The sequence below is a fragment of the Telluria sp. ZT3P25 genome (assembly GCF_059685895.1).
Window position 1 is genome coordinate 2883587 of record NZ_JCASIJ010000001.1, and the last position, 24949, is coordinate 2908535.

Sequence of the window (24949 nt, forward strand, 5' to 3'; positions counted from 1 at the left end):
ATCAGTGTGCAGCCCACTGGATCGAGCTGATGTCGATCCCGTCCTTGAACATGTCCCACAGCGGCGACAGTTCACGCAGCTTGCCAACTTTGCTCTTGAGCAGGTTGACGGCAAAATCAATTTCTTCTTCGGTCGTGAAGCGGCCAATCGAGAAGCGGATCGAGCTGTGCGCCAGCTCGTCGCTGCGGCCCAGGGCGCGCAGCACGTACGACGGTTCCAGGCTGGCCGAGGTGCAGGCCGAACCGGACGACACGGCCAGATCCTTGATCGCCATGATCAGGGACTCGCCTTCGACATAGTTGAACGAGACGTTCAGGTTATGCGGCACGCGGTGGTCCATGTCGCCGTTGATATAGACTTCTTCGATCTCCATCAGGCCACGGGCCAGGCGATCGCGCAGTGCGCGCACGCGCGCCAGCTCGCTGTCCATCTCGACCTTGGCCAGGCGGAATGCTTCGCCCATGCCGACGATCTGGTGCGTCGGCAGCGTGCCCGAACGCATGCCGCGCTCGTGACCGCCACCGTGCATCTGCGCTTCGAGGCGAACGCGCGGCTTGCGACGCACGTACAGGGCGCCGATGCCTTTCGGGCCATAGGCCTTGTGCGCGGTGAAGGTCATCAGGTCGACCTTCAGCACTTCAAGGTTGATCTCGACCTTGCCAACAGCCTGGGCCGCGTCGCAGTGGAAGATGATGCCCTTCGAGCGCAGCAGTTCGCCGATTTCGGCGATCGGCTGCACGACGCCGATTTCGTTATTCACGAACATAACCGACACGAGGATCGTGTCAGGGCGGATCGCCGCTGTCAGCTGCTCGACGGTGATCAGGCCATTGGCTTGCGGCTCGAGGTAAGTCGCTTCGAAGCCGACACGTTCGAGTTCGCGCACGGTGTCCAGCACGGCCTTGTGCTCGGTTTTCACCGTGATGATGTGCTTGCCCTTGGTCTTGTAGAACTGGGCCGCGCCTTTAATCGCCAGGTTGTTGCTTTCGGTCGCGCCGGAGGTCCAGACGATTTCGCGCGGGTCGGCGCCGATGATCGCGGCAACGTGGCCGCGCGCTTCTTCGACGGCCGCTTCGGCGTTCCAGCCGTAGGCGTGGCTGCGCGACGCAGGATTACCGAACTGCTCGCGCAGGAACGGGATCATCTTGTCGGCGACGCGTGGATCGACCGGCGTCGTGGCCGAGTAATCCATGTAGATCGGGAAATGTGGAGCTGGCGCGAAGCTCTGCTCGGTGGTCTTGTCCATTGGCGCGTTCATCTGATTTACTCCGGTAACTTAGTTTTGTCCGACTGCGGCGGGGGCGCCGCGGTGCACGTGCACGACGTTCTGTTCTTTCTGGCGCTGCTGGTCGACGAGGTCTTGCAACGATACCGAATCGAGATAGTCGACCATTTTTTCGTTCAGCGTGGTCCACAGTTCGTGGGTCATGCAGCGGGCGCCGTCGGTGTGGGCGCCATGGCAGTTCTCTTTACCGCCGCACTGGGTTGCATCGAGCGGCTCGTCGACGGCGATAATGATATCCGCCACCGTCACCTTGCCCGCCGCGCGCGCCAGGCTGTAGCCGCCGCCCGGACCACGAATCGATTCGACGATCTCGTGGCGGCGCAGCTTGCCAAACAGCTGCTCGAGGTACGACAGCGAAATGGCCTGGCGCTGGCTGATGCCCGACAGCGTGACCGGGCCATTGCCTTGACGCATGGCAAGGTCGATCATCGCAGTGACAGCAAAACGGCCTTTGGTGGTCAGACGCATTTCAACCCCGGTTAATGATAAAATATTTCTCTTGTTCAAGTACCAAGTCGGCACCGCAGTCTGCAGCACGTTTCCCTCTGAGAGCGGGGAAAGACCTGATTAGTTGAACGATTTAGTCAAGTATAGCAAATCGCAATGATCTTGTCTTGGACCACCCCAAAAACGGCGAGTCACGTTCTTACTAAATAAGTCGTCCGCACGACTATCAACGGGCCCGTAACAATGCCATCGGCCCGAACAGCGCCTGCATGCCCGGATGCCCGATGAAGCTGAGGTTATAGGGATGCTCGGCCACCGCCTGCGGGAACGCGGCCGTCTCTGGCAGCTTCTGCAGTTGCTCGGCGATCTTGCCCCACAGGACCAGCGTCGGCACTTGCGGCTGGGCGGCCAGCGCCGCCAGCACCGTCTGCAGGAACGGCAACCAGGCGCGTGCATCGATGACCGGCTTGACATGCTTGCGAAACACCAGCGCGGCATTCAGAAGCAGGAAGCCCTCGTGCATGAGATTGTCCTGCAACTGGGCCAGCGTCTGGATCGAGCCGTCAGCGCGCGCCGCCTGCGCGACCGGCGCCAGCGCTTCCCCGCTCGTCGCATCGGCCTGCAACCGGCCGCTTGCCACCAGCAGCATTTTCATGAAGTTGCGCAGTGACGTGGCCCGGTTCACCGGCTTGGACAGGCCAGCATCGCTCCACAGATCGCCGACGGCGCCGTCCATGAAGCTCACGCCGGTGGCGCTTGCAGCGCGCGGGTACGGCCCCTCCCCCACCAGCACGTAACGCACCTTGTCCAGCGGCTGGGCAAAGGCGGCGAACATGCGGTGTTCGGTGGGGACGTAATCGTCCTGCGCCAGCGCAGGCAAATAATCAGGATCAGCGCGGGCCACTGCCTGCAGCCCCGCTTCGAGGATCGGACGCCACGAGGCATCGGCCAGGTCAAGGGCCTGGAGGATCGGTGCAGGGATCGCAGCAGAAAAAGCGGTATCGGTCATGGCGAAATGGCAATGGAAAGAGGCGGCGATTGTAGCGCGCCGCCCTCATGTCCTGCCACCCGCGCGCTATTCGGAATCGGGCTGGCGCGATGGGTGCGCGGCCTGGAACGCAGGCAACGCGATGCACAACGCATTGATGCGGTCGATATTCGGATAGGCCGAAACATCGATATTGAAGCGCTGCGCATTGAATACCTGCGGCACCAGGTAGCAATCGGCAATGGTCGGCTGGGCGCCATGGCAGAACGGCCCCGCGCCCGGATCGCGCGCCAGATGGGCTTCGAGCGATTGCAGCCCCTCGATCACCCAGTGACGGTACCATTCGCTCTTTGCCTGGTCGGGCACACCGATCTCGCGCGCCAGGTAATTGAGCACGCGCAGATTGGTGATCGGGTGGATATCGCAGCCGATGATCTGGGCCAGCTCGCGCACGCGCGCCCGGCCCGGTGCATCCTTCGGCAGCAGCGGCACGTCCGGATACACTTCTTCGAGATACTCGATGATGGCGAGCGACTGCGACAGCGTGATGCGGTCATCCTGGAACGCCGGCACCAGGCCGCTCGGGTTGATCTGGCGATAGTCGTCCTGCAGGTGCTGCCCGCCATCCTTGAGCAGGTGCACCGGCACCGCGTCATACGCCAGTCCTTTCAGGTTCAGCGCGATGCGCACCCGGTAGGCGGCCGAGCTGCGAAAGTAGGTATACAGTTTCATGGTTGTCTCTCGTGGTAAGGGACGACTTCCTGATCAATGGCGCCAAAGATGCTGGCCCCGCTCGCATCCAGCATCTCGATGCGCACCGTGTCGCCAAATGACAGGTACGGCGTTTTGGGGGCGCCGCCTTCGATGGTTTCGTACATGCGCACTTCGGCCAGGCAGCAATAGCCCACGCCGCCATGCTCGACGCTCGAGCCATACAGCCCGCCCTGCTTGTTCGACACGGTGCCCGAGCCGATGATGCTGCCCGCGCACAGTTCGCGCGTGGTCGCCGCGTGCGCGATCAGCTGGGCAAAGCTGAAGGTCATGTCTTCGCCGGCATTCGGCTTGCCGAACGCGGCGCCATTGAGCGTGACCAGGATCGGCAGATGCAGCTTGTTGCCCTGCCAGGCGTCGCCCAGCTCGTCCGGCGTGACCGCCACCGGCGAGAACGCACTGGCCGGCTTGGACTGGTAGAACCCGAACCCCTTGGCCAGTTCGTTCGGGATCAGGTTGCGCAGCGACACGTCGTTGACGAGCATGACGAGGCGGATGGCACTGGCGGCCTCGGCCGCATCAGCGCCCATCGGCACGTCGCCCGTGACCACGGCCACCTCGGCTTCGAGATCGATGCCCCAGTCTTCGGACAGGGCCGCAATCGGGTCGGTCGGACCGACGAACGAATCGCCACCGCCCTGGTACATCAGCGGATCGGTATAGAACGACGCCGGCACCTCGGCGCCACGCGCCTTGCGCACCAGCTCGACGTGGTTGATGTAGGCCGAGCCGTCGGCCCACTGGTAGGCGCGCGGCAGCGGCGAGTGGCAGGCAGCCTCGATGAACGACTCGGCGCTGTCGGCATTGCCGTCGTTGAGCTGGGCGTAGACGTCTTCGAGCTGTGGCTTGCAGGCGTCCCAGTTATCGAGCGCAGCCTGCAGCGTGCGCGCAATGGTCGGGACTTGCTGGCAAGTGACCAGGTCGCGGCTGACGACGACCAGGGTGCCGTCGCGGCCGCCGGCTTTGAGGGTGGCGAGTTTCATGGACTGTCCTTTTGTTATTGCTGAGTAGCCGCCATTACAAGGTAAAACGCACTATCATACAAACGATATTTTCAGCTCGATATATCACCCTATCTGATGAATCCAACATTACGACAAATGCGTGCCTTCGTTGCGCTGGCCCGCACCGGCAACTTCACGCTGGCCGCGCAGACACTGCACGTGACGCAATCGGCACTCTCGGGCCTGATCAAGGAGCTCGAGCAGACGCTGGACGCCCGGGTCGTCGACCGCAGCACGCGCCGGATCGGCCTGACCGACATCGGTCGCGAATTGTTGCCCTTATTTAGCCAGATCATCGACGACCTGGACGGTGCGCTGGCTAACGTGGCCGACCATACGCGCCTGAAGAAAGGCGTCGTGCGCATCGCGGCGCCACAGTTGATGGCGTGCACGCTGCTACCACCCAGCATTGCCGCCTACCGCGCGGAGCACCCGGAGATCGTCGTGCGCCTGGCCGATACTGAGGTTGAGGGTGTCATTACGCGCGTACTGTCGGGCGAGGCCGATGTGGGGATCGGCCCGGAGCGCACGCCAGCGCCACCGCTGCTGGCGCGCGAACTGTTTACCATGCCGTTCGCGCTCGTGTTTCCACACCAGCATCCGCTGGCCGCGCTCGAGCGGGTGACGTGGCAGGATGCGGCGGCCTACCCGTTCATTTCGCTGCAGGGCCAGTTCACCGAATTGCTGCTCGACGCGGTGCAGCCCTCGCGCACGGGCATTGCGCTCACGCCGGCGCACGAGGTGACGTTCATGACGACGGCGTTGGCCATGGTCAGCGCCGGCCTGGGCGTGACGGTGTGCCTGCCCTATGCGGCGCCGCTGGCCACGCTGTACGGATTGACGATGCGCCCGCTCGATGCGCCGACGCTGCAGCGGCGCTTTTTCGTCTACACGCGGCCTGGCAGGTCGCTGTCGCCGGCCGCCGAGAGTTATGTGGAATTCCTCTTTGGATATGTAAAACGGGCGCAAGTGAAAGGCTGATTCTCACAAAAAGGCACGCTACAATGGGTCGTGTCTTTTTTAATCGGACCCACGATGTCCCACGATACCATCGCGATCAACCGCCAGATGAACAAGTTCGATGGCCATGCCAGCGTCTGGCTGTTTGGCTACGGCTCCCTGATCTTCAAGCCCGATTTCCCGTTTCTTCAGCAGCGCGCTGCGTCCATCCGCGGCTGGACGCGTCGCTTCTGGCAAGGCTCGCACGATCACCGCGGCACCGAGACGGCGCCGGGGCGCGTGGTGACGCTAGTGCCGGACCCGGACGCTGTCTGCCATGGTATGGCGTTTCTCGTCACGCCCGAAGAATTCGCGCATCTCGACCATCGCGAAAAGAACGGCTACCTGCGCCTGGCCACACAAATGCGTTTTGACGACGGCAGCAGCGACGAAGGCATCGTGTACATCGCCACGCATGACAACGCAGCCTACCTGGGCCCGGCCGACGAGCACGCCATTGCGCGCCAGATTGCCACGGCGCGTGGTCCGAGCGGCCCGAACAGCGATTACCTCCTCCGCCTGGCCCAGTCGTTGCGCGCACTGGGCAAACCCGATCCGCACGTGTTCGAGATCGAGCGGCATTTGGCGGCCATGGGGGTTACGCAGCAGTACGCTTGATGGTGTCAGCGTTTGAGTCGGCCCGCTGCGCGATGGCCGCAAGCGTGGCCAGCACGCGCGCAGCACGCTGCTCGAGCGAGCCCGTCAGGATCGTATAGACGATGCCGCGTCGGTCCAGGTCTTCCAGTACCATTTGCTGGATCTGCGTGCGCCATGCCACGTTTTCGCGCACGCCCGGCTCTTCTTCATACGGGATGTCGTCAGCGCACACGAAATGGTGCAAGTAGCGCGTGCGGCATTCGAGCGCGTAGCGCAGCAAGGCCGGTGGCACCGGCTCGGTGACCTGACCAAAACGCAGGCCGAGCAGCAGCGTGGTCAGTGCATTGGTGTCGACGAAGATGTAGTCGCCGCCCGCGATGGCAACAGCGGCGTCTTCGGCAGCGCGGTGCCGTTCGGCGATCTCGACATAATCCGCGGCCACCAGCTGGCCCTGCTTTTCTTCCCAGATGACGCGACCGATTTCGGGCACGAACTGCGCGCCGTGCTCACGCGCCAGCATGCTGGCCAATGTCGATTTCCCCGTCGACTCGGCGCCGACAAACACCACCAGCCGACTATCTGCCCCCTGCTCACCCATGCCTGCATCCTGTAACGATCGATGCGACATCCTAGCCGAGCCGCCGTGACAACTCAACGGTTCAGTCGAGCGCGCGCTGGCGCGACTCGGTGTCCACGCACAGGATGGCAATCGCGCCCATGAGCAGGAAGCCGGAGAGCATGATCAGCGCCAGCGTGAAATGCGTCGCCATCACCGGGGCGACGATCGCCGGCGCGAACAGGCCGCCGAACCGGGCAACTGCCCCGGCCATGCCCATGCCGCTGGCGCGCAGGCGGGTCGGGTACACCTCGGGCGTGAACGCATACAGCGCGCCCCACGTGCCCAGCAGTGCAAAGCTCATCAGCAGCGTCGAACCGACGACCAGTGCGGTCGAGCTGCCCAGGCTGTAGCCGAGGCATCCGACACTGCTCAGCAGCAGAAAACCGACCAGTGTCGGCTTGCGGCCCCAGCGTTCGACGCCATACGCCGCCAGCGCGAAGCCGGGCAACTGGACCAGCGCCAGCACGATCAGAAACTCCTGACCGCGCATGAAGCCGAAGCCTTCCGCGCTCAGCCGGATCGGCAGATAGACGAACACGCCGTAGTAGGCAATCGAAATCAGGCCCCAGGCGACGAACAGCGCCACGCTGCGCCGGCGCAGCCCGCCCGAGAACAGCGATAACAGCGTCGTTTTGACTTGCGGCTCGGGCAGCAACGGCGGCATCGTCAGCGTACGGCCGTTCGTCCTGGCCACGCGTTCCAGTACGGCGCGCGCCTCGTCCGGTTTGCCGCTGCGATGCAGGTACATCGGCGACTCGGGGATGTACCAGCGCAGCACGATGCCGATCAGCGCTGGAATCCCGGTAACCAAGAAAATCACGCGCCACGCATCGTCTCCCCAACCGACCGCGCACAGGGCCAGCACGGCCAGGGCGATCGTGCCCAATGCCCAGAACGATTCGAGCAGCACCAGCCAGCGGCCGCGCCGGTCGCTGGGCAGGAATTCGGCCATCATCGTGTAATCGACGGGCAACGTTGCGCCCACGCCGATGCCCGTCATCAGGCGCAGCACGAGCAGCCAAGTGAAATCAGGCGCGAACGCCGACGCCACACCGAAGCAGGCGTCGATCACGACTGCCATCAGCAGCACGGGCCGGCGACCGATGCGATCCGCCAGGCGCCCGAAGACAAAGGCGCCGATCAGCATGCCGACAAAGAACACGGTCCCCGTCTGCAAGGCCTGCGGCATCGACAGCCCGAAGGTCTTCGCGATCGACGGTGCAGAAAAGCCGATCGACAGTACCTGCATCGCGTCGGCCAGCCAGACCAGGCCGAAGATCAGGAAGATTCGGTATTGGAACTTGCCGACGCCGGCGGCCTGCAAGCCCTGCTCCATCGTCACGGCGGCAGCGCCGGCCTCGTTCGGGCCGTTGCCGGAAAGGCCGGGCTGCCCTGGTGTCACTGGTGTGGTCATGGATTCTTATCGAGGCGACTGGACGGCGCGCGGAGCGGCGCGCCTGTCAATGCCGCATCTTAGAATAAAACGAGCTCTTCAGTGACGTTTTACCAAGGGTATTCGGGCCGAGCGATTTGCGCTGGACCGATGTCCCTGGTGCACCATCAGCGACCGAAGTTCATCGACGCCCCGCCTGGCGCCCATGCCACCCATATTGCCGATGGCGCCCAGGCTCAATCACAGACCACACCCGTTGCCGGTTCCGTCGCCCTGCCCGCCCCGCCGGTTCTGCTCGTTACGTTGTCCACCTGGGCGCCACCGCGCTGACCGTGTTCCGACACCAAGCGCATCAGTTGCCCGCCCAGCTGGCCTAAAACCTGGATGCGCTGGTTGTCGGCCAGCCCGTCGTTTACGTCGAACGACACGGCGCGCAGTTACCAGTCCCCGGCGTTCGCGGTCGCGTTTTCCGCGTAGACGGCTGCATCGAGCTTGCGCAGGTCGGCAGCCGGGCTGGTCAGCAACGTCCTGGGCTATTCCTGCATTCTCAAAACAGGTCCAGCTGCCCTGCCCCCTGAGTACTACCGCGGCGTGTCGTTGCAGGCACCACCACTGGTCGCCGGAATTGCGAGCGATCGAGCCGCCCGAAACGCCCGCGCAATGACTTGTAGCCAAGGCGCTCGACTGCTTTTTCAAAGCGTTGCCGGATCAGGTCGGCCCACACGCCGTCACCATGCATGCGCTGTGCAAAGTCGGCATCGTAATCCTTGCCGCCGCGCATCTCGCGGATGCGGTTCATTACTCGCTGCGCGCGGTCCGGGAAATGCGCCTGCAACCACTCTTGAAACAGCGGATTGACTTCGTGCGGCAGGCGCAGCACCGTGTAGTGCGCGCCGACCGCGCCGGCATCGCGCGCCGCTTCAAGGATGCGTTCAATCTCGGGCTCGGTCACGAACGGGATGATCGGCGCGACGCTCACACTGACCGGAATGCCGGCGTCGGTCAGCGTACGGATCGTGCGCAGACGGCGCATCGGCGCGGCCGAGCGCGGCTCGAGCGTGCGCGAAATCTGTGCATCGAGTGTCGTGAGCGTCACCGCCGCGCACGCCAGGTTGTTGGCCGCCATCGGCGCAAGCAGGTCGATGTCGCGCTCGATCAGCGACGACTTGGTGATCAGGCCAAGCGGGTGGCGGCATTCGGACAATACCTCCAATACTTGCCGCGTGATCTGGCGCTCACGCTCGCAAGGCTGGTAGGCGTCGGTGTTCACGCCAATGGCGATGTGTTCGGGGACGTAGCCGGGCTTGGCGAGTTCGCGCCGCAGCAGTTCGGGAGCATTCACCTTGGCGAAGAGCCGGGATTCAAAATCAAGGCCCGGCGACAGGCCAAGATAGCTGTGCGTGGGCCGTGCGAAGCAATAAATGCAGCCGTGTTCGCAGCCCCGGTACGGATTGAGCGACACGCTGAATGGAATATCGGGTGACGTGTTGCGCGACAGGATCGTCTTGGCGAACTCGTCGGTGACCACGGTCTTGAACGCGGCCGATTCACCGGCAGCCCCGGTAGTCGACTCAGAATCGGCATCAGACCAGCCGTCGTCAAAACGCTCGCGACCGTTGACCTCATAGCGTCCTTGCAGGTTCGACACCGCACCACGCCCCTTGCGTGCAACGCGCGGCGGCGCCAGCATGATGTGTTCTTCTACCCGCTCGCGGCGGATGGGCTCATCGGTGTCGATCATGGCCGCTGCTCCATACTGTATGTTTATACAGTATATTACGCCGCTACCCCGTCAAATTCAAGCGCCAGCTGCCCGATGAGCATCGGATTACTTTTCCCAGCTGCTCCGGTCAGGCCGGACGGGCAAACGTTGCCAGATAGTTCACGCTCGTATCGCTGCACCATGAGGCGCGATGCAACACCGGCAGGTAACGCATGCCGCGCAGATCGATCCGCTGCAGCCCGGCCCCGGTGGCTGCAGCCAGCATCTCGGCGGGTTTCACGAAGCGGCGCCACTGGTGCGTGCCACGCGGCAGCACGCGCAACACGTACTCCGCCGCCACGACGGCCAACAGATAGCTCTTCCAGCTGCGGTCGATCGTCGACGCCAGCAGCAAACCACCAGGCGCAACGCGCCGAGCTGCCTCTTCGATGAAGGCGTCGGGGTCGGCCACATGCTCGGCCACCTCGAGCGCCAATACGACGTCGAAGCATTCATCGGGCTGCAGAACAGTCTCCAGTTCGCCCAGGCGATAATCGACTACCGCGCCGCTGGCGTCGGCGTGGCGTTGCGCCGCCGCCAGGTTGCCAGGCGAGGCGTCGATGCCAACCACGTGTGCGCCACGCAGCGCCAGCGGTTCGGACAGCAGCCCGCCGCCGCAGCCGACGTCGAGGATGCGCAGACCCGCCAGCGACGTATCGGGGCGACCGAAATGCGACGCCATGCATGCCAGCAGATAAGCCTGGCGCAGTGCGTTCGTCACATGCAGCGGCCGCATCGGGCCGTTCGGGTCCCACCAGGTGGCGCCGAGTCGGTCGAAGCGGGCGATTTCGTCTGCAAGCGCGCTCATGTCTGATCTCCGCTCGCAGCAGCGGTCATTAGCGCTGCCAATGCGCGGCCGGAGCGCCAGGCGCCTTCCACACCGCCGCCGGCAAGGGCATCGCCGCACACGCCAAGCCCCATGCCCGCGTCCCACCAGGCACCAGCGGCCCGCTCGTCATCGGGCGCCGCTGCCAGCGTTGCATACAGCCAGCGATGCACGGCCGCGAAGCGCCAGACCAGAGCGCCGCCGATACAATCGGCAAGCGCCGCCTGCAGCATCGCCTGCACCTGATCGTGCGGCGTGTCCAGATGTGCGCCAGTCCAGTCGGGCGTTGCATGCGCAACCCATTGGGCCTGCCCCGCCAGCGCTGTGCGCGCCGGCTTCGCATCGTTGCGCAGCACCAGCGCCAATGGGCCGGATGCGGGCAGTGCCAGCTCCCAGTCGCTGCCGCTTGCGGGCGCGTCGGTCATGCCCATCAAGACCCAGACGGGCAACATCGGCACGGCCTGCGCGCACGCGGCCCAGTCCGGACGATGCGCGCCCAGCAGCGCGGCCGCCTGTTGCGGCGGAATCGCCAACACCACGGCATCGAAGCCATCGGCCACGCACACACCGGCGCTCTCCAGAGACCACGTTGCGCCGCTGCGACGCACGCCATCGACCGTGCACAACGTATGCAACGGCAGGTCCTTCAACAAGGCGCGGCACAGGGCCGGCATGTCGGGCGTGGCAACCCACATCGCGCCGCCAGGCAGGGCTTCGCCGTGTGGGGCCAGGCGCGGCGTCCAGCGCGCCAGCAGCCCGGCGCGCTGCCCCTGCTCGACGAAACCCAGGAAGTCGGCCCCCAGGGCAGCAAAGGCCGGCGTCCCGTGATCGAGACCCAGCATGGCGTTGGCGCCAGCAACCGACGTCACACGCCTGGTGGACATGCGCCCGCCAACCCCGCGCGACTTGTCGAACACCTGCACCGCATGCCCGGCATCGGCCAGCGCACGCGCGCAGGTGGCCCCGGCAATGCCCGCCCCCACCACTGCCACCCGCAGGCTCATGCCACTCATCGCTTGCTGCCGCGGCCGCGCCACAGCGGCCGCATGACGAGGAACAGGCGGTAGGCCGGCTCCAGCACCGCCAATGCGAGCCTGGACCCCAGCAGCCGTCCAAGCCAGGCCCAGCGCGGCAAGGACCGCCACAGCAGGGTGAATGCCTCCGCACCGCTGGCCAGGGTCCCGTCGGGACGGCGCATGTGCAGGCGTGCCATGGCCGCCTCGCGGTTCAGTCCCGGGCCAAGCGCTTCGGGCGCGCAGTGGGCGACGTCGACCCAGCAAACCTGGTCTGCGCCGTCCTGACGCTGATAGAGGGCGATCTCGCGGGTGCATACCGGGCAGCCGCCGTCGTAGTACACCGTGGGGGAGGTAGAGGATTGTTCTTGCATGATTTGATCATACAGGAAACAGGTCAAAATGCGGTTCACCGTCACGGGTGTTTCAGTTTAATGCCCCGCTAAACGGTTCACGCCCTGTTCATCAGATTGACTTGCGTTGTCTGCGCGTGATCCGGCAGCGCAAGCGCGTACATAGGCCGCTTGTTGTGCGACAAACCCGTCGAAGGCATCAAGCAGCGGGCTGAAGCGCCCGGGCGCGCCTTCCAGCTGACCCAACGCCAGCGCAGCCGCTTCCAGGCTCGACAGCTGATGCGGCGCGTGCGCCTTGCGGATGCGGTAGTTCGATGGCGCCACGTCCGTCAGGCCCAGGCGCGCCAGCCGTTGCAGCGCCGGGTTGAGGTACAACATCTTGCGGCTCTTGCGCCAGGTGGCGTCGAGCAGCACCAGCCGCAGGGCCTCGACAGGCAGCGCCGGTATCGGCGGCGGTGCGGGCAGGCCGGCATCATCTGGTGTGGCCGGATACAGCAGCACGGGCGTGCGCCCATCCGCATGCAACAGTCCATCGAGCACCCCGGCATCGAAGGCTTCGCCGGTCGCCATCACGCTGCCATTCACGCACAGGTGCAGCAAGCGCGCGCTGTTCTTGGCGTTGCCCACCTCAAGCGGATGCTGCAGGATCAGCAGGTTCGCCTGCGCTTGCACAGGCGTGATCCAGCGACAGATGCAGGCCGATTGCGCCCGCAGGCACGTCGTGCAGACAGCACGTTTCAAGCCAGCCGCACCGCTCACGGCGCCGGCGTCCAGCCACCGCCCAGTGCCCGGTACAGATCGACGTGCGCCGCCAGCAAACTCGTGCGCAGTTGCAGCGCCGCGAGATCGGCACTGAACGCCGTACGCTGCGCGTCTAGCTCTTCCAGGTACGACGCGTAGCCGTTCGTGTAACGGTTGTGGGCCACACGCAGCACTTCACCGGCCGCCGCGCGGCGCGCCTCGGCTTCTACGAGTTGCCGCTGCAAGCCATCGATCGACGCCAGGGCATTCTCGGTCTCGGCAAACGCCGTGCGCACCACGGTCTCATAGCCGTAGATGGCGCGATCGCGCACCGTACCGGCGATCTCCGCCTGCGCACGCAGCCTGCCCGCGTCGAACAATGGCGCAAGCACGCTGCCGCCGATGCTCCACAGTTCCGTCGGCGAGCGCAGCAATTGCGAGATCCCGCCCGCCCCTGCCCCGAGCGACGCCGTCAACCGGATCGACGGCAGCAGCGCGTCGCGCGCCACGGCCAGGCTGGCGTCGGCCGCAGCGATGGCCTGCTCGGCCTGGGCGATGTCGGGCCGGCGCCGCAGCAGTTCGGACGGCAAGCCGGCGCCCGGGGTCGGCTCGCGCAGCGACAGCAGATCGGTACCGCGCGCAATCGCCCCTGGACTTGCACCCAGCAGCAGATTGAGCGCCTGCTCCTGCTGCGCCACCTGCCGTTCCAGCTGCGGCACGGTGCCGGCCGTCGCGTGCAATTCGGCCTCAGCCTGCGACATTTCCAGGCGCGAGCTGTAACCCACTTCGAACTGATGCCGCGCCAGGTTGTACGAGCGCTCGCGCGAGGCCAGCGTGGCCTTGGCCAGCGCCAGCTGGGCGTCCAGGCCCAGCAGGTTCAGGTAGCCCGACGCCGTATTGGCCGCCACCGCCAGCGCCGCTGCTTCCAGCGCTGCCTCTTGCGACAGCGCCTCGAAGCGCGCCGCCTCGACGGTGTTGGCCACGCGGCCGAACAGGTCCAGCTCGTAGCTAGCCTGCACGGCGCCTACGAGCGACGTCGATTCGACCGGCGTGCCTTGCGGGCCGATGGCGCGCGCCCGGGTCGGCGCCAGCGACAGGTTCAGTGCCGGCAGACGCGCGCTGTCGGCCACGCGAATGCGCGCCTGGTATTCCTGCAGCCGCGCGCGGGCGATCTTGAGGTCGCCATTGTTCGCCTGCGCCTGTTGCACGAGGGCGTCCAGCGCCGGATCGCCGAACGCGCGCCACCAGTCACGCTCGACGCTGGCATTCGCGCCGGGCAAGGTCGTGCGCCACGCCACCGGCACGGTCACCGAGGACGGCGGCGCCGGCTGCGGCGCCATCGCGCAGGCGGCCAACAGGAGTGGCGCCGCCAGAACCACTAACCGCCGCTTCACCGCTGCCCCGCGTTCGCCGTCGTGGCAGCAGCCGTATCGATCGTCGTCACCACCGACATCCCGGGCCGCAGGCGATTGGCCAGCGACTGGTTGGGATCGATACTGATGCGTACCGGAATGCGCTGAGCGATCTTGACGTAGTTACCGGTGGCGTTGTCCGGTGCGATCACCGAAAACTCCGAACCGGTGGCCGGCGCGATGCGCTCGACGTGGCCGCGCAGCTTTGCGCCGCCCAGCGCATCGACACTAAAGCTGACCGGCTGGCCGACGGCCACGCCCGCCATCTGCGTTTCCTTCAGGTTGGCGATGATCCACATCTGGTTCGGCACCAGTGCAGTCAGCTGCGCACCCGCATTGACGAAGGCACCCTGGCGCACGGTCACCTGCCCCAACTGGCCGTCGCGCGGCGCGGTGATGTTGGTGTTGGCCAGGTCGATCTCGGCCAGCTTGACGGCCGCTTCGGCGCTGGCGACCGCCGCTTCAAGGGCAGCGCGGTTGACGCCGACCGACGCCAGGTTCTGGCGGGCGATCTCGACCGAGGCGCGGGCCTGGTCGCGGCTGGCCGCTGACTGGGCGCGGGTAGCGCGCGCAGCGTCGAGTTCACGCGCCGACAGCGAACCGTCGGCCGCCAGCTCTTCCACGCGGCGCAAATCAGCACTGCTGCGCCGGGCCTGGGCTTCGTTCGAGGCCAGCAGCGCCTGGTTCTGGGCAATGGTGGCGCGGGCGCTGGCGTTCGTCTGCGCGAAGTTGGCCAGCGCCGCCTTGCGGTTGGCCAATTCGGCCCGTGCCTGCGCCAGGCGCTGGATCGGAATCCGGTCATCGATGCGCAGCAGCAGCTCGCCCTTCTTGACGGTCTGGAAATCCTGCACGCGGACCTCGCTCACGTAGCCGCTCAGTTGGGGACTTATGATCGTCACCTGGCCGCGTACCAGCGCGTTCTCGGTCGCCTGCAACGTGCTGCGAAACGGCGGCAGGTTCCAGGCGTACAGCACGATCAGGATGCCGGCGAGCGCGATGGCGGCAAAGGCCAGCGCACTGAGGATGATCTTGCGCGTCGGGCGCGCGGGGGTAGGAACAGGTTCTGACATATCAATCGGTCACAGTGATGGGTGCGGGAATGTTATTGACAGGTGCGGCGGGTGTGGGTGCAGCAGCCGGCGCGGTAGCCGGAGGGTTGTAATGCATCCAGACAGCGTGCAGGAAGATCCAGGTCGCGCTCACGGCGGCGATCAGGGCGATCATCAGGAACACGTCGTTGTAGGCCAGGATGTTGGCTTCGCGCGTGGCGCTGGCGGCCAGCGACGCCAGGCTCTGGCGCGTGCGCGCCGCCGGGTCGGCCAGCAATTGCCCGGCCGCCGCCGCGCCGGACTGGATGCGCCCGGCCACCAGCGGATCGAGCAAGCTCAGGCCCTCGACGATCGACGAGGAGTGGAATTTCTCGCGCATGATCTGGAACGTGCCGACCAGCGCCGAGCCGATCAGGCCGCCCAGATTCTGGGTCAGGCCGAACAGCACCGAGAAACTGATCAGGGCGCCGGGATTGCCGATCACGGTGACGATCATCGAAATCAGCGACGGCCCGATGAACAGCGTGCCGCCAAATGCCAGCAGACTCTGGCTCAGGTACATCTGCTCGACGCGTGTCTGGTTATTGGCATGCGCATCCATCCAGGCGCCCAGCGCCATCAGCACCAGCGCGATGACCTGCGGCGCCATCAGGTGCTTCACGTTGACGGTCAGGGCCGACACCACGATGCCGGCGACCGTGGCCGCCAGCACGCACAGGAACAGCGACTGCATCTGGTTATTGTCCAGTCCCACGGCGCGCAGGAAGCCCACTGCCCCCACACTCTGCTCGGAGAGCACGATGCGCACCAGCAGCAGCGACAGCGCCACGCGCAGGATGCTGCGGTTGGTCAGCCAGCGCAGGTTGAGCAGCGGGTTGGCCCGGTTGTGCTCGACGCACATCGCGGCCGCGAGCAGGAAGATCGACACCGCCAGCGCCACGCCGATCCACGCCTGCTCGGTCCACCAGAAGATGCGCCCGAACGTGAGCACCATGCACAGCAGCGCCATGCCCGGCGCAAACAGTGCGAACGTGACGAAGTCGGTGGGGCGGAACGCCTTGATCCGGTCGCCCGGTGGCAACTTGAGCAGCAGCACGGCGCCCAACGACACCAGCGCCAGGCCCAGCTCGAACATGTACAGGCCGCGCCACTCGGCAATGCGCAGCAGGTCACCCGAGAAAATATAGGCCAGCGGCAGCGCCAGCTGAGCCGTGCCAAGCGAGATCGCGATGCCTTTCAGGCGCCACTCCTTCTTGAACCCCTGCAACGTGTAATACAGGCCAAGCGGACTGACGGCGGCGGCCAGCATGCCGTGGGCGGCGCGCACGGCGATAGCCGAGCCGAGATCGTTGACGAACAGGTGGGCCAGCGTGACCAGCGCGTACAACACCAGGAAACACTCGGTGAACAGGCGCAGGCCGAACTGTTGCCGGAATTTCACCAGCAGCAGGTTCATCGACGCGTTGGCCATCACGTAGGCGGCCGGCAGCCAGGCCGTTTCGGTCTGGTACGCGCCCAGGACACCTTGCAGATTGATGAGATTGACGGCAACCAGTGCATTGCCCAGGCCGCCCGTGATCGTGACGAGGATGCCGACCGCCAGGTAGGCCAGTCGCAGCTTTGTCGTGTGCGCCGGCGTGGACGGGGAGCCGGGAAGCATCGGCTTTTCGTCGGGTGCCCATTCGCGTGGCGCGTACTTGCTCATCCTGCTATTTCACCATAATTGTCAGGCTTGCTATCTTACGCCTTTGCTCGACATCGCGTCGGATGGCGCTTTCGCCACACCCCGGACACTTTCTACGAAAGTTGGCTAACCAGATATTGCCGTACGGATTTATTGGCTCTAGACTCGGATTTGTTCTTTGCGGAAATTGTTCCGTGAAGCAGCACTTCCAGAGTCAGCCATGTCGAGAATCCAGTCCATTCGCACCCTGATCTCCGCTTCGATTGCCGGGCTGGCCATGCTGCCCGCATTTGCCCAGTCGCAGGACCTGCCGGCATCGACGCCCCTCGCCAGCACGCTTGACTACCGGATGAACGAGCACGTCATCCAGGTGCCGGCCGGCCCTGACGATGTGCTGCTCGAGACCACAGTGTTCCAGCCCGATGGCGCTGGCCCGTTTCCCCTGATCGTCATCAACCATGGCAAGGACCCGGGCCGCCCGAGCCTGCAGACACGGGACCGCTTCTATCATATGGCGTCGGTATTCGTGAAGCGCGGCTACGCGGTCATGGTGCCGATGCGCCAGGGTTTTTCGAAATCGGGCGGACGCTACCGCGATCGCGGCTGCGACATGGCGGCCAATGGCTACACGCAGGCCGAAGACATCCGCGCCACCCTCGACTATGCACGCCAGCAGCCGTGGATCGACGGCGCGCGCATGATTGTGGCCGGCCAGTCCTATGGCGGGCTGGCGGCCATCGCGCTGGGCGCCGAGGCGCTGCCCGGTGTGCGCGGCCTGATCAATGTCGCGGGGGGCTTGCGCGACGACAGCAACCGCTGCGCCTGGCGCTCGCAACTGGTGGCGGCCTTTGCCGACTATGGCGCCAAAGCGAAGGTCCCGAGCCTGTGGCTGTATGGCCAGAACGATTCGCTGTTCGGCCCGGAACTGGCCGCGCGCATGCACGCCGCCTATGTCGGAGCCGGGGGCCGTGGCCGGCTGGTCGAGTTTCCCGCTTTCAAGCGCGATGCCCACGGCATGCTGGCCAGCCGCGACGGCGAGAAAGTGTGGTTGCGAGATACTGAACAATTCCTGCGCGAGATCGGCATGCCGACCGCGATCGTGGTCGACGTCCCTGCCCCGCCCAGCCCGGCGCGCACCGATTACGCGCAGGTCGACGATATCGCCGCGGTGCCGTTCCTGTCCGAGACCGGCCGCCGCGCCTACCGCGACTACCTGACCAAGCTGACGCCACGCGCATTTGCCGTGTCGGCCAGCGGCGGCTGGACCTGGGCCGAGGAAGGCGAAGATCCGGACGGGCGCGCACTGGCGACCTGTTCGGCAAAAAGCAAGGAGCCGTGCCGGCTGTATTCCGTCGACGACTATGTCGTCTGGCATGACGAGCGCATCGACAGGGCCGAAAAAGCCGCAGCCACGGCGGCGCTGATACCGGCGCCGAACCCGATGGCCGAATCCGACCCGACGACGTCGGTGGGCAGCACGACCGCGCGCTGATCGCGCGGGCTTGTCAAGCGGCCTGCGCAGTTGTTTCTGCACGAGTTCGCTTTATCGCGCATCCGGTCGATCCAGCGCAAACCGTCGCCTGGCGATGCGCCTGACAATGCGGCTGTCGCATTGTCAGGAGCATACCGATGGTTCGCCTCGCCCACGTCTGCGCTGCCGCGCTTCTTGTTCTCGGCCTGCTGGCAGCCCCTGTCGCGCCTGCTGCGAACAACGATCCTGTCGTGCTGGTGCACGGTTTTCTGGGTTTCGGCCCCGACGAGTTCCAGGGGAGCGGCTTCAATTACTGGGGCGGCTACGGCGACATCGCGGCGCACATGCAGGCCTACCGCGGCCCGCACACGGTGGTTGCCGCCGCCGTCAGCCCGATCGCGTCCAACTGGGACCGCGCCGCCGAGCTGTATGCGCAGATCAAGGGTGGCTGTGTCGACTATGGCAAGGCGCACGTTGCCGCGCAGGGCGTGCCCGGCCAGGTGCAAAAGCCGCCCGATAAATGCTGGGCCACCGATCCACGCGACAACCCGCAAGCCTATCCGCTCGCGCTGTACCCGCGGTGGGGCCGTGAGCATCCGATCCACATGATCGGCCACAGCCAGGGCGGCACGACCATCCGCGCCCTGATCCAGCTGCTGGAGCACGGCGCAATGACCGACGAAGGTGACGGCGCATTGTTCAAGGGCGGCAAGACGGGCTGGATCCGCAGCGCGACAACCATCTCGGCGCCGCACGATGGCACCACGCTCAGTGACGCGGTCTTGACTATCCTGCCCAATGTGCCCATCGTGCTGCGCGACATCCTGCGCCACCGGGCTGCCAGCTGGGAGCTTGCGCCGGACGGCGCGCGCGAATTCAACCGGTGGGCGCTGACGTCGCCCAACGTCTACTATTTTTCAGTAGGTACCCTTGCCACCGCCAGCGGCAGCTGGTGCTGCAACGGCACCGACCGCGCGATCGCGCCGATCCAGACGACGGCGTTCCAGTACGCGCGCGCCGACATGATGCCTTACTTTAAATCGTTCGCGGGCGAGTGGATCGTGCCCTCCGCCGCGCAGCGCGGCATGGGCAGCTACACCGTCAATGCGCCACGACGGGTGCGCATCGACAGCGACTGGTTCCCGAGCGATGGCGTCGTCAACACCGTCAGCATGCGTGCGCCCGGCGGGCACCCGGCGCGCGACTACGACGGGACGGCGCTGCGGGGAACGTGGAATTTTCTGGGCAACTATAAAGGGTACGACCATTTCGACATCCTGAACTGGCCCAACCAGGGGCCGTCGGCCAATCCGCTGTACGAACGGATCAGCGACATCATCTTCGCACTGTAGCTCAGGGTGACAACACCTCGGCAGGCCGGTGGATGCGCACGATCTGCAAGCCATCGGGCTGGTCCACCAGCATGCACAGCTTGCCGGTACGCTTGCAGTGGTCTTGCACACGCCAGTAGTCGCCGTGGCTCATGCACCCGGTCTGGCAAATCACTAGGTCGGCTGCTTGCAGGCTCGCTTCCAGGTCCGCCGCGACGCCAGCTGGCGTGTGCGCCGGATCGCCCGCACTGCCCGTCTGCCCGGCCAGCTCACGACGCTGCAGCGTGCGCATCAAGTCGTGCACGCGCGCCTGCAGCGCGGCGACCTGGCGGCCCAGCGCGACGCGCCGGCCCAGGCCTGGCAGCGCCGCGTCGAGGGCGGCGCGGTCTTCGCGTTCCCAGGCCAGCGCCGTCGTCGTGCGGATTGTTGCGCCTCGCGCGCGGATCAGCTGCGCTTCCATGTCGGCAATGCGCGTGGCCTGCGCCTGCAGCAATGCGCTGCAGCGTTCCTGCGCCTGCGCATGCGCCCGTAGCAAGGTCACGTGCTCGCCAGCCAGGCCATCGGCTTCCCGGTATGCGGCCATCTGCACCTCCTGTTACTGAACCAGGCCCCATCTTAGATGAGAACGATTCTCATTTCAAGGGTGCGTCGAAGCAGGGACAAATCGACACATCGTGACGTGAGAACAAACTTTCACGATACAATATGGCCCTGCTCACCTGTGCGTTAACCCGACGGCCCATGACCCAGGCATCTCCCGACCAACTCGACTTTTCCAGCTGCGCCAGCGAGCCCATCCGCACGCCTGGCGGTATCCAGCCGCACGGCTTCATGCTGACGCTATCGCCTGCACTCGACGTGTTGCAGGCCAGCGCCAACCTGCTCCCGCTGGCCGGCCTGGCGGCAGAAGCAGCGATCGGCCTGCCATTGGCAGCCGTCATCGGCAAGGCATGCGGCGAGCGCATGGCGCGCGAACTGGCCACCGACACGCTTGGCCAGCGCCCGATGTATCTGGGCACCGTCACGCTTGGCAACGACCGCCATTTCGATGTGATGGGCCACGTCTGGGATGGCCTGGTGATCGCCGAATTCGAAGCGGTCGAGCGCGCCGAGCCGGCCGATTTTCGGCACCTGTATCCGCTCATTACCGACTTTCTCGCCAAGGTCGGCGAGCAGGCATCGATCCCTGCGCTGACCGACCTGGCCGCCCGCCACATTCGTTCAGTCACCGGCTATGGGCGCGTCATGGTGTACCGGTTCGATCCCGATGGCCACGGCCGCGTGGTGGCCGAAGCAAAAGCGCCCGACTACGATTCGTATCTGAACCAGTCGTTTCCGGCCAGCGACATCCCATCCCAGGCGCGCGAACTGTATGTGAGTTCGCCAATCCGCGTCATCCAGGATGCCGATTACCATTCCTCGCCGCTGGTGCCAGAGGTTAATCCAGCCACCGGTGCCCGTAACGACCTGACGTATGCGGCGCTGCGCAGCGTCTCGCCCGTGCACCTGCAATACATGCGCAATATGGGCACGCAGGCGTCGATGTCGGTCTCGTTGATCGTCCGTGGCAAGCTGTGGGGCCTGATTGCGTGCCACAATGCCGTCCCGCGCGCGGTGTCGGTCGAAAAACGCACAGCCTGCGAACAGCTCGGCCAGATCCTCGCGTTGTGCGTCGAGAGCCGCGAAGACAGCGCGGAGCTGCAGTTCCGCCTCGACGTGCGCCGCATCATGGTCGAAATCCTTGGCCGCCTGACCAAAAGCGCCGACTTCATCGACAATCTGCGCGGCGTGTCCGGCGAGCTGCTGCGCTTTGCCCGCGCCGGCGGCGTGGCGATCGTGGCAGAAGAACGTATCTTCACTTACGGCGACACGCCGGACGACGCCGCCATTCGCGACCTGTCGACCTGGCTTGCCGTGCATGGCCACACCGAGGTATTCCACACCGACGAACTGGCCACCGTATACCCGCCTGCCGAGGCATTCATCCAGAATGCCAGCGGCTTGCTGGCGCTGCCGATCTCGCGCATCCACCAGCACTATCTGCTGTGGTTCCGCCCCGAAATGATCCAGACCGTCGAATGGGCCGGCAATCCGTACGAAAAGGAAGCCGCCCCCGGTGCACCGAGCCAGCTGTCGCCGCGCCAGAGCTTTGCCACCTGGCGCGAAACCATCCACGGCCACAGCCTGCCATGGCACGTGGCCGAAATCGAACTGACCACCGAGTTCCGCACCGCGCTGCTGGGCATCGCGCTCGAGCGCGCCGAGCAGATGGCCGAACTGGCCGAAGAACTGGGCCGCGCCAACAAGGAGCTCGAAGCGTTTTCGTATTCGGTCTCGCACGACCTGCGCGCGCCGCTGCGCCACATTGCGGGCTTTTCCGACCTGCTGCTCGAATCGGCCGGCAGCGAAGACGTGGCCCTGCGCCAGCGCTTTTTGAAGAACATCAAGGAGTCAGCGCGCCTGGCCGGCAAGCTGGTCGACGATCTGCTGTCGTTCTCGCAGATGGGCCGCGCCGCGCTGCGCCCCACCAGTATCGACATGACCGACCTGGTGTCGGGCTGCATCGACAAGCTGGGCATCGAGATCGGCCAGCGCCGCGTCGACTGGCACATCGACCGCATGCCCGTCGTGCAGGGCGATCCGAGCTTCCTGCACCTGGCGATGTTCAACCTGCTGTCCAACGCCGTCAAGTTCACGAACGGGCGCGACCCGGCCGTGATCCGGATCTGGGCCGAGGACGCCGGCGACGACATCGCCTTCCACGTGGCCGACAACGGCGCCGGCTTCAACCGCGATTATGTGCACAAGCTGTTCGGCGTGTTCCAGCGCCTGCACCGGATGGAAGATTTCCAGGGCACCGGCATCGGCCTGGCCAATGTGCGGCGCATCATCGAACGCCACAACGGCCGCGTCTGGGCCGACTCGATCCAAGGCGAAGGCGCGACCTTCTCCTTTACTCTCCCAAAACAAGCCATCACAGAACAAGGCACGCATGCTTAAGCCCATCCTCCTGGTAGAAGACAATCCACACGACCTGGAGCTCACCCTTATCGCCCTGTCGAAGAGCCAGCTGGCCAACGAAGTCGTGGTCGCGCGCGACGGCGCCGAGGCGCTCGACTATCTGCACCGGCGCGGCGAATTTGACGGCCGCCAGCTCGGCAATCCGGCCGTGATCCTGCTCGACCTCAAATTACCGAAGGTCGATGGTCTGGAAGTGCTCAAGGAAATCCGCACCACCGCCGAACTGCGATCAGTGCCGGTGGTGATGCTGACGTCGTCCAAAGAAGAACAGGACGTGATCCGCAGCTATGAGCTGGGTGTGAATGCGTATGTGGTCAAGCCGGTCGATTTCAACGAGTTCGTGCGCGCGATTGCCGACCTGGGGATCTTCTGGGCGGTGCTCAATGAGCCGCCACCAGGCTCGCACCGCTACATCAAGCCGAAGTGACTGGCCGTTTGCGGCTTGCCTGACACGCGCCGCGAACGACGCAGCAAATGACGGATGCGCGCACTGAGCGCGTCCGGATGGTAGGGTTTCTGCAGCAGGTGGACCGAGGCGTCCAGCTTGCCCTCATGGGTCAGCACGCCCTCGGCATACCCCGACGTATACAGCACTTCACATTCCGGCAGATGGCGCCGCACGATCTCGCCCAGTTGCAGGCTCGACAGCGGCCCCGGCATGATCACATCGGTAAATACCAGGTCGATATGCCGGCCCTCTTCGACCAGCGCCGCGGCACTGGCCGCATCGCGCGCTTCCAGCACGTCGTAGCCCAGCGCCGACAGAATGCCGCAGGTCGACGAGCGCACGTCGTCTTCGTCTTCGACCACCAGGATCGTTTCCAGGCCGCCAGCGAGCGATGAATGCACGACGCTCTCCGCTTGCTCGGCCGGGATCGCAGTGCTGCGTGGCAGATAGATGCGCACGCTGCTGCCCTTGCCCGGCTCGCTGCGCAGCACGATTTCGCCGCCCGACTGTTTGACGAAACCATACGCCATCGACAGCCCCAGGCCCGTGCCCTGGCCAGTGGGCTTGGTGGTGAAAAACGGCTCGAACGCCCGGCGCAGCACGTCCGGCGGCATACCCTTGCCCGTATCGGCGATCTCGAGCATCACGTAATCGTTGTGCGGGACGTCGGCCGGCAAATCGTCGTCCGCCGCAGCGTTGACGGCGCGGATGGTCAGCGTGCCGCCATCGGGCATTGCGTCGCGCGCATTGATGACCAGGTTCAGCAGCACGTTGTTGAGCTGATTGGGATCGACCATGGTGCTACCCAGCTCAGGAGCGACCTCGGTCTCGACACGGGTGCCGGCGCCAAGAACCCGGCGGGCCATGTCGTCGAGTTCACGCACCAGGTGGGTCGGATCGATCACGACCGACTGCAGTGGCTGGCGGCGTGCAAAGGCCAGCAGGTGCGCGGCCAGCTTGGCACCGCGTTCGACACCCGACAGCGCCATCTCGACGCGGGTGCGCGCAGCGTCGCCCAGATTGCCGACCATTTTCAGCAATTGCAGATTGCCGCCGATGATTTGCAGGACGTTGTTGAAATCGTGGGCCACGCCGCCGGTAAGCTGGCCGATCGCCTCCATCTTTTGCGCCTGGTGCAGCGCCAACTGGCTGGCAGCGAGCTGCTCCTGGCTCAGGCGCAGCGATGCGAAGGCTTCGTCGCGCTCGCGTCGTGCGATGCAGGCGCCGCTGTGATAGCGGACGCGCGCGACAAGTTCGCGCGGGTCGGGCCACTTGACCATATAGTCGTTGGCGCCAACGGCGAAAGCCTTGGCTTTGGTGTCGGGGTCGTCTTCGGAGGAGAGCAGGATGACCGGCACGTCATGCGTGTCCGGGTGGGCGCGCAACATCGCGATCACGTCAAAGCCGTCGACGCCACCCGGCATGCGCAGGTCGACGATCACGACCGTTGCATCGACATCGCGCGCGACCTCGACCGCGCGTGAAGCGCTGGATTCATAGCGGAGCTGGTGGCCGACACAGCTCTTGAGGCCATGGGCGATGATGTCCTGGGCAAACGACTCGTCGTCGATCAACAGCACGGAACAAACGGTGGAGTTGTCTTCGATCATTGCAAACTACGTCGCTTTCTAGGCTGAAGGGGTTGCGTGCTGCGCGAGAATTCAGGGTTAATTCTACACTAATACCATTTAACAAGGGTTCGTCACGATTGGTATCATTCCGGCAAACACGGTCA

Annotated in this window: 23 protein-coding genes; 6 read left to right on the forward strand and 17 right to left on the reverse strand. The window is 65.2% G+C overall.

Annotated features, from left to right (window positions below):
• Window position 1: 1 nt before the first annotated feature.
• The 5 genes from AC56LY_RS12840 to AC56LY_RS12860 form a co-directional block, all read right to left on the reverse strand.
• A complete protein-coding gene (locus AC56LY_RS12840) occupies window positions 2-1258 on the reverse strand; it encodes an IscS subfamily cysteine desulfurase (protein WP_499580049.1) in 1257 nt (418 codons plus the stop codon).
• A gap of 18 nt (window positions 1259-1276) precedes the next feature.
• Entirely contained in the window at window positions 1277-1753 is a 477-nt protein-coding gene (gene iscR / locus AC56LY_RS12845; RefSeq protein WP_183555382.1) for a Fe-S cluster assembly transcriptional regulator IscR, read from the reverse strand.
• 205 nt (window positions 1754-1958) lie between these two features.
• Window positions 1959-2741 (reverse strand): uracil-DNA glycosylase family protein, encoded by a 783-nt coding sequence (locus AC56LY_RS12850; RefSeq protein ID WP_499580054.1) that lies wholly within the window; start codon window positions 2739-2741, stop codon window positions 1959-1961.
• Between the two features lie 66 nt (window positions 2742-2807).
• Window positions 2808-3452: a maleylacetoacetate isomerase gene (gene maiA, locus AC56LY_RS12855; RefSeq protein WP_499580057.1), complete on the reverse strand. Its 645-nt coding sequence runs from the start codon at window positions 3450-3452 to the stop codon at window positions 2808-2810.
• On the reverse strand, window positions 3449-4474 hold the full coding sequence (locus AC56LY_RS12860; protein WP_499580060.1) for a fumarylacetoacetate hydrolase family protein: 1026 nt from the start codon (window positions 4472-4474) through the stop codon (window positions 3449-3451). The genes maiA and AC56LY_RS12860 overlap by 4 nt, the downstream gene beginning before the upstream one ends.
• 96 nt (window positions 4475-4570) lie before the next feature.
• Here AC56LY_RS12860 and AC56LY_RS12865 point away from each other — a divergent pair, with 96 nt between their 5' ends.
• Both AC56LY_RS12865 and AC56LY_RS12870 read left to right on the forward strand, forming a co-directional pair.
• On the forward strand, window positions 4571-5476 hold the full coding sequence (locus AC56LY_RS12865) for a LysR family transcriptional regulator (RefSeq protein WP_499580064.1): 906 nt from the start codon (window positions 4571-4573) through the stop codon (window positions 5474-5476).
• 54 nt (window positions 5477-5530) lie between these two features.
• On the forward strand, window positions 5531-6112 hold the full coding sequence (locus AC56LY_RS12870; RefSeq protein WP_499580067.1) for a gamma-glutamylcyclotransferase: 582 nt from the start codon (window positions 5531-5533) through the stop codon (window positions 6110-6112).
• On the opposite strand, the gene AC56LY_RS12875 is transcribed toward AC56LY_RS12870, so the two are convergent.
• The 10 genes from AC56LY_RS12875 to AC56LY_RS12920 all read right to left on the reverse strand — a co-directional run bounded on the left by AC56LY_RS12875 (window position 6093) and on the right by AC56LY_RS12920 (window position 16964).
• Entirely contained in the window at window positions 6093-6689 is a 597-nt protein-coding gene (locus tag AC56LY_RS12875; protein ID WP_499580070.1) for an AAA family ATPase, read from the reverse strand. The genes AC56LY_RS12870 and AC56LY_RS12875 overlap by 20 nt on opposite strands.
• 61 nt (window positions 6690-6750) lie before the next feature.
• Window positions 6751-8046, reverse strand: a complete 1296-nt coding sequence (locus tag AC56LY_RS12880) for an MFS transporter (RefSeq protein ID WP_499582037.1) — start codon at window positions 8044-8046, stop codon at window positions 6751-6753.
• Window positions 8047-8650: 604 nt separating this feature from the next.
• The gene (locus tag AC56LY_RS12885) at window positions 8651-9844 is read right to left on the reverse strand and encodes a PA0069 family radical SAM protein (protein WP_499580073.1); all 1194 of its coding nucleotides are present in this window, start codon (window positions 9842-9844) and stop codon (window positions 8651-8653) included.
• A gap of 109 nt (window positions 9845-9953) precedes the next feature.
• Entirely contained in the window at window positions 9954-10673 is a 720-nt protein-coding gene (gene ubiG / locus AC56LY_RS12890; protein WP_499580077.1) for a bifunctional 2-polyprenyl-6-hydroxyphenol methylase/3-demethylubiquinol 3-O-methyltransferase UbiG, read from the reverse strand.
• A complete protein-coding gene (locus AC56LY_RS12895) occupies window positions 10670-11704 on the reverse strand; it encodes an NAD(P)/FAD-dependent oxidoreductase (protein WP_499580079.1) in 1035 nt (344 codons plus the stop codon). Before AC56LY_RS12895 ends, ubiG begins: the two co-directional genes overlap by 4 nt.
• Window positions 11701-12123 (reverse strand): thiol-disulfide oxidoreductase DCC family protein, encoded by a 423-nt coding sequence (locus AC56LY_RS12900; RefSeq protein ID WP_499580081.1) that lies wholly within the window; start codon window positions 12121-12123, stop codon window positions 11701-11703. The genes AC56LY_RS12895 and AC56LY_RS12900 overlap by 4 nt, the downstream gene beginning before the upstream one ends.
• Before the next feature lie 12 nt (window positions 12124-12135).
• Entirely contained in the window at window positions 12136-12798 is a 663-nt protein-coding gene (locus AC56LY_RS12905; protein WP_499580083.1) for a tRNA-uridine aminocarboxypropyltransferase, read from the reverse strand.
• 14 nt (window positions 12799-12812) lie between these two features.
• Window positions 12813-14192 (reverse strand): efflux transporter outer membrane subunit, encoded by a 1380-nt coding sequence (locus tag AC56LY_RS12910; protein WP_499580085.1) that lies wholly within the window; start codon window positions 14190-14192, stop codon window positions 12813-12815.
• Window positions 14189-15280: an HlyD family secretion protein gene (locus tag AC56LY_RS12915; RefSeq protein ID WP_499580087.1), complete on the reverse strand. Its 1092-nt coding sequence runs from the start codon at window positions 15278-15280 to the stop codon at window positions 14189-14191. Before AC56LY_RS12915 ends, AC56LY_RS12910 begins: the two co-directional genes overlap by 4 nt.
• A gap of 1 nt (window position 15281) precedes the next feature.
• Window positions 15282-16964, reverse strand: coding sequence for an MFS transporter (locus AC56LY_RS12920; protein ID WP_499454909.1), 1683 nt, complete (start codon window positions 16962-16964; stop codon window positions 15282-15284).
• Between the two features lie 199 nt (window positions 16965-17163).
• Between AC56LY_RS12920 and AC56LY_RS12925 the strand changes: the two genes are divergently transcribed.
• Together AC56LY_RS12925 and AC56LY_RS12930 are read left to right on the forward strand one after the other, a co-directional pair.
• Window positions 17164-18435, forward strand: coding sequence for a dienelactone hydrolase family protein (locus tag AC56LY_RS12925; protein WP_499580089.1), 1272 nt, complete (start codon window positions 17164-17166; stop codon window positions 18433-18435).
• A gap of 137 nt (window positions 18436-18572) precedes the next feature.
• Window positions 18573-19766, forward strand: coding sequence for an esterase/lipase family protein (locus tag AC56LY_RS12930; protein WP_499580090.1), 1194 nt, complete (start codon window positions 18573-18575; stop codon window positions 19764-19766).
• A 1-nt stretch (window position 19767) separates the two neighbouring features.
• Here AC56LY_RS12930 and AC56LY_RS12935 read toward each other — a convergent pair whose 3' ends face one another.
• Window positions 19768-20328, reverse strand: a complete 561-nt coding sequence (locus tag AC56LY_RS12935; protein ID WP_499580093.1) for a DUF2325 domain-containing protein — start codon at window positions 20326-20328, stop codon at window positions 19768-19770.
• Between the two features lie 158 nt (window positions 20329-20486).
• On the opposite strand from AC56LY_RS12935, the gene AC56LY_RS12940 reads away from it, so the two are divergent.
• Both AC56LY_RS12940 and AC56LY_RS12945 read left to right on the forward strand, forming a co-directional pair.
• Window positions 20487-22745 (forward strand): ATP-binding protein, encoded by a 2259-nt coding sequence (locus AC56LY_RS12940; RefSeq protein ID WP_499580096.1) that lies wholly within the window; start codon window positions 20487-20489, stop codon window positions 22743-22745.
• The gene (locus AC56LY_RS12945) at window positions 22738-23193 is read left to right on the forward strand and encodes a response regulator (protein ID WP_258835020.1); all 456 of its coding nucleotides are present in this window, start codon (window positions 22738-22740) and stop codon (window positions 23191-23193) included. The genes AC56LY_RS12940 and AC56LY_RS12945 overlap by 8 nt, the downstream gene beginning before the upstream one ends.
• On the opposite strand, the gene AC56LY_RS12950 is transcribed toward AC56LY_RS12945, so the two are convergent.
• Complete coding sequence (locus tag AC56LY_RS12950; protein ID WP_499580101.1) at window positions 23175-24824, reverse strand: response regulator; 1650 nt, start codon at window positions 24822-24824, stop codon at window positions 23175-23177. The two genes, AC56LY_RS12945 and AC56LY_RS12950, sit on opposite strands and share 19 nt — an antisense overlap.
• Window positions 24825-24949: the final 125 nt, after the last annotated feature.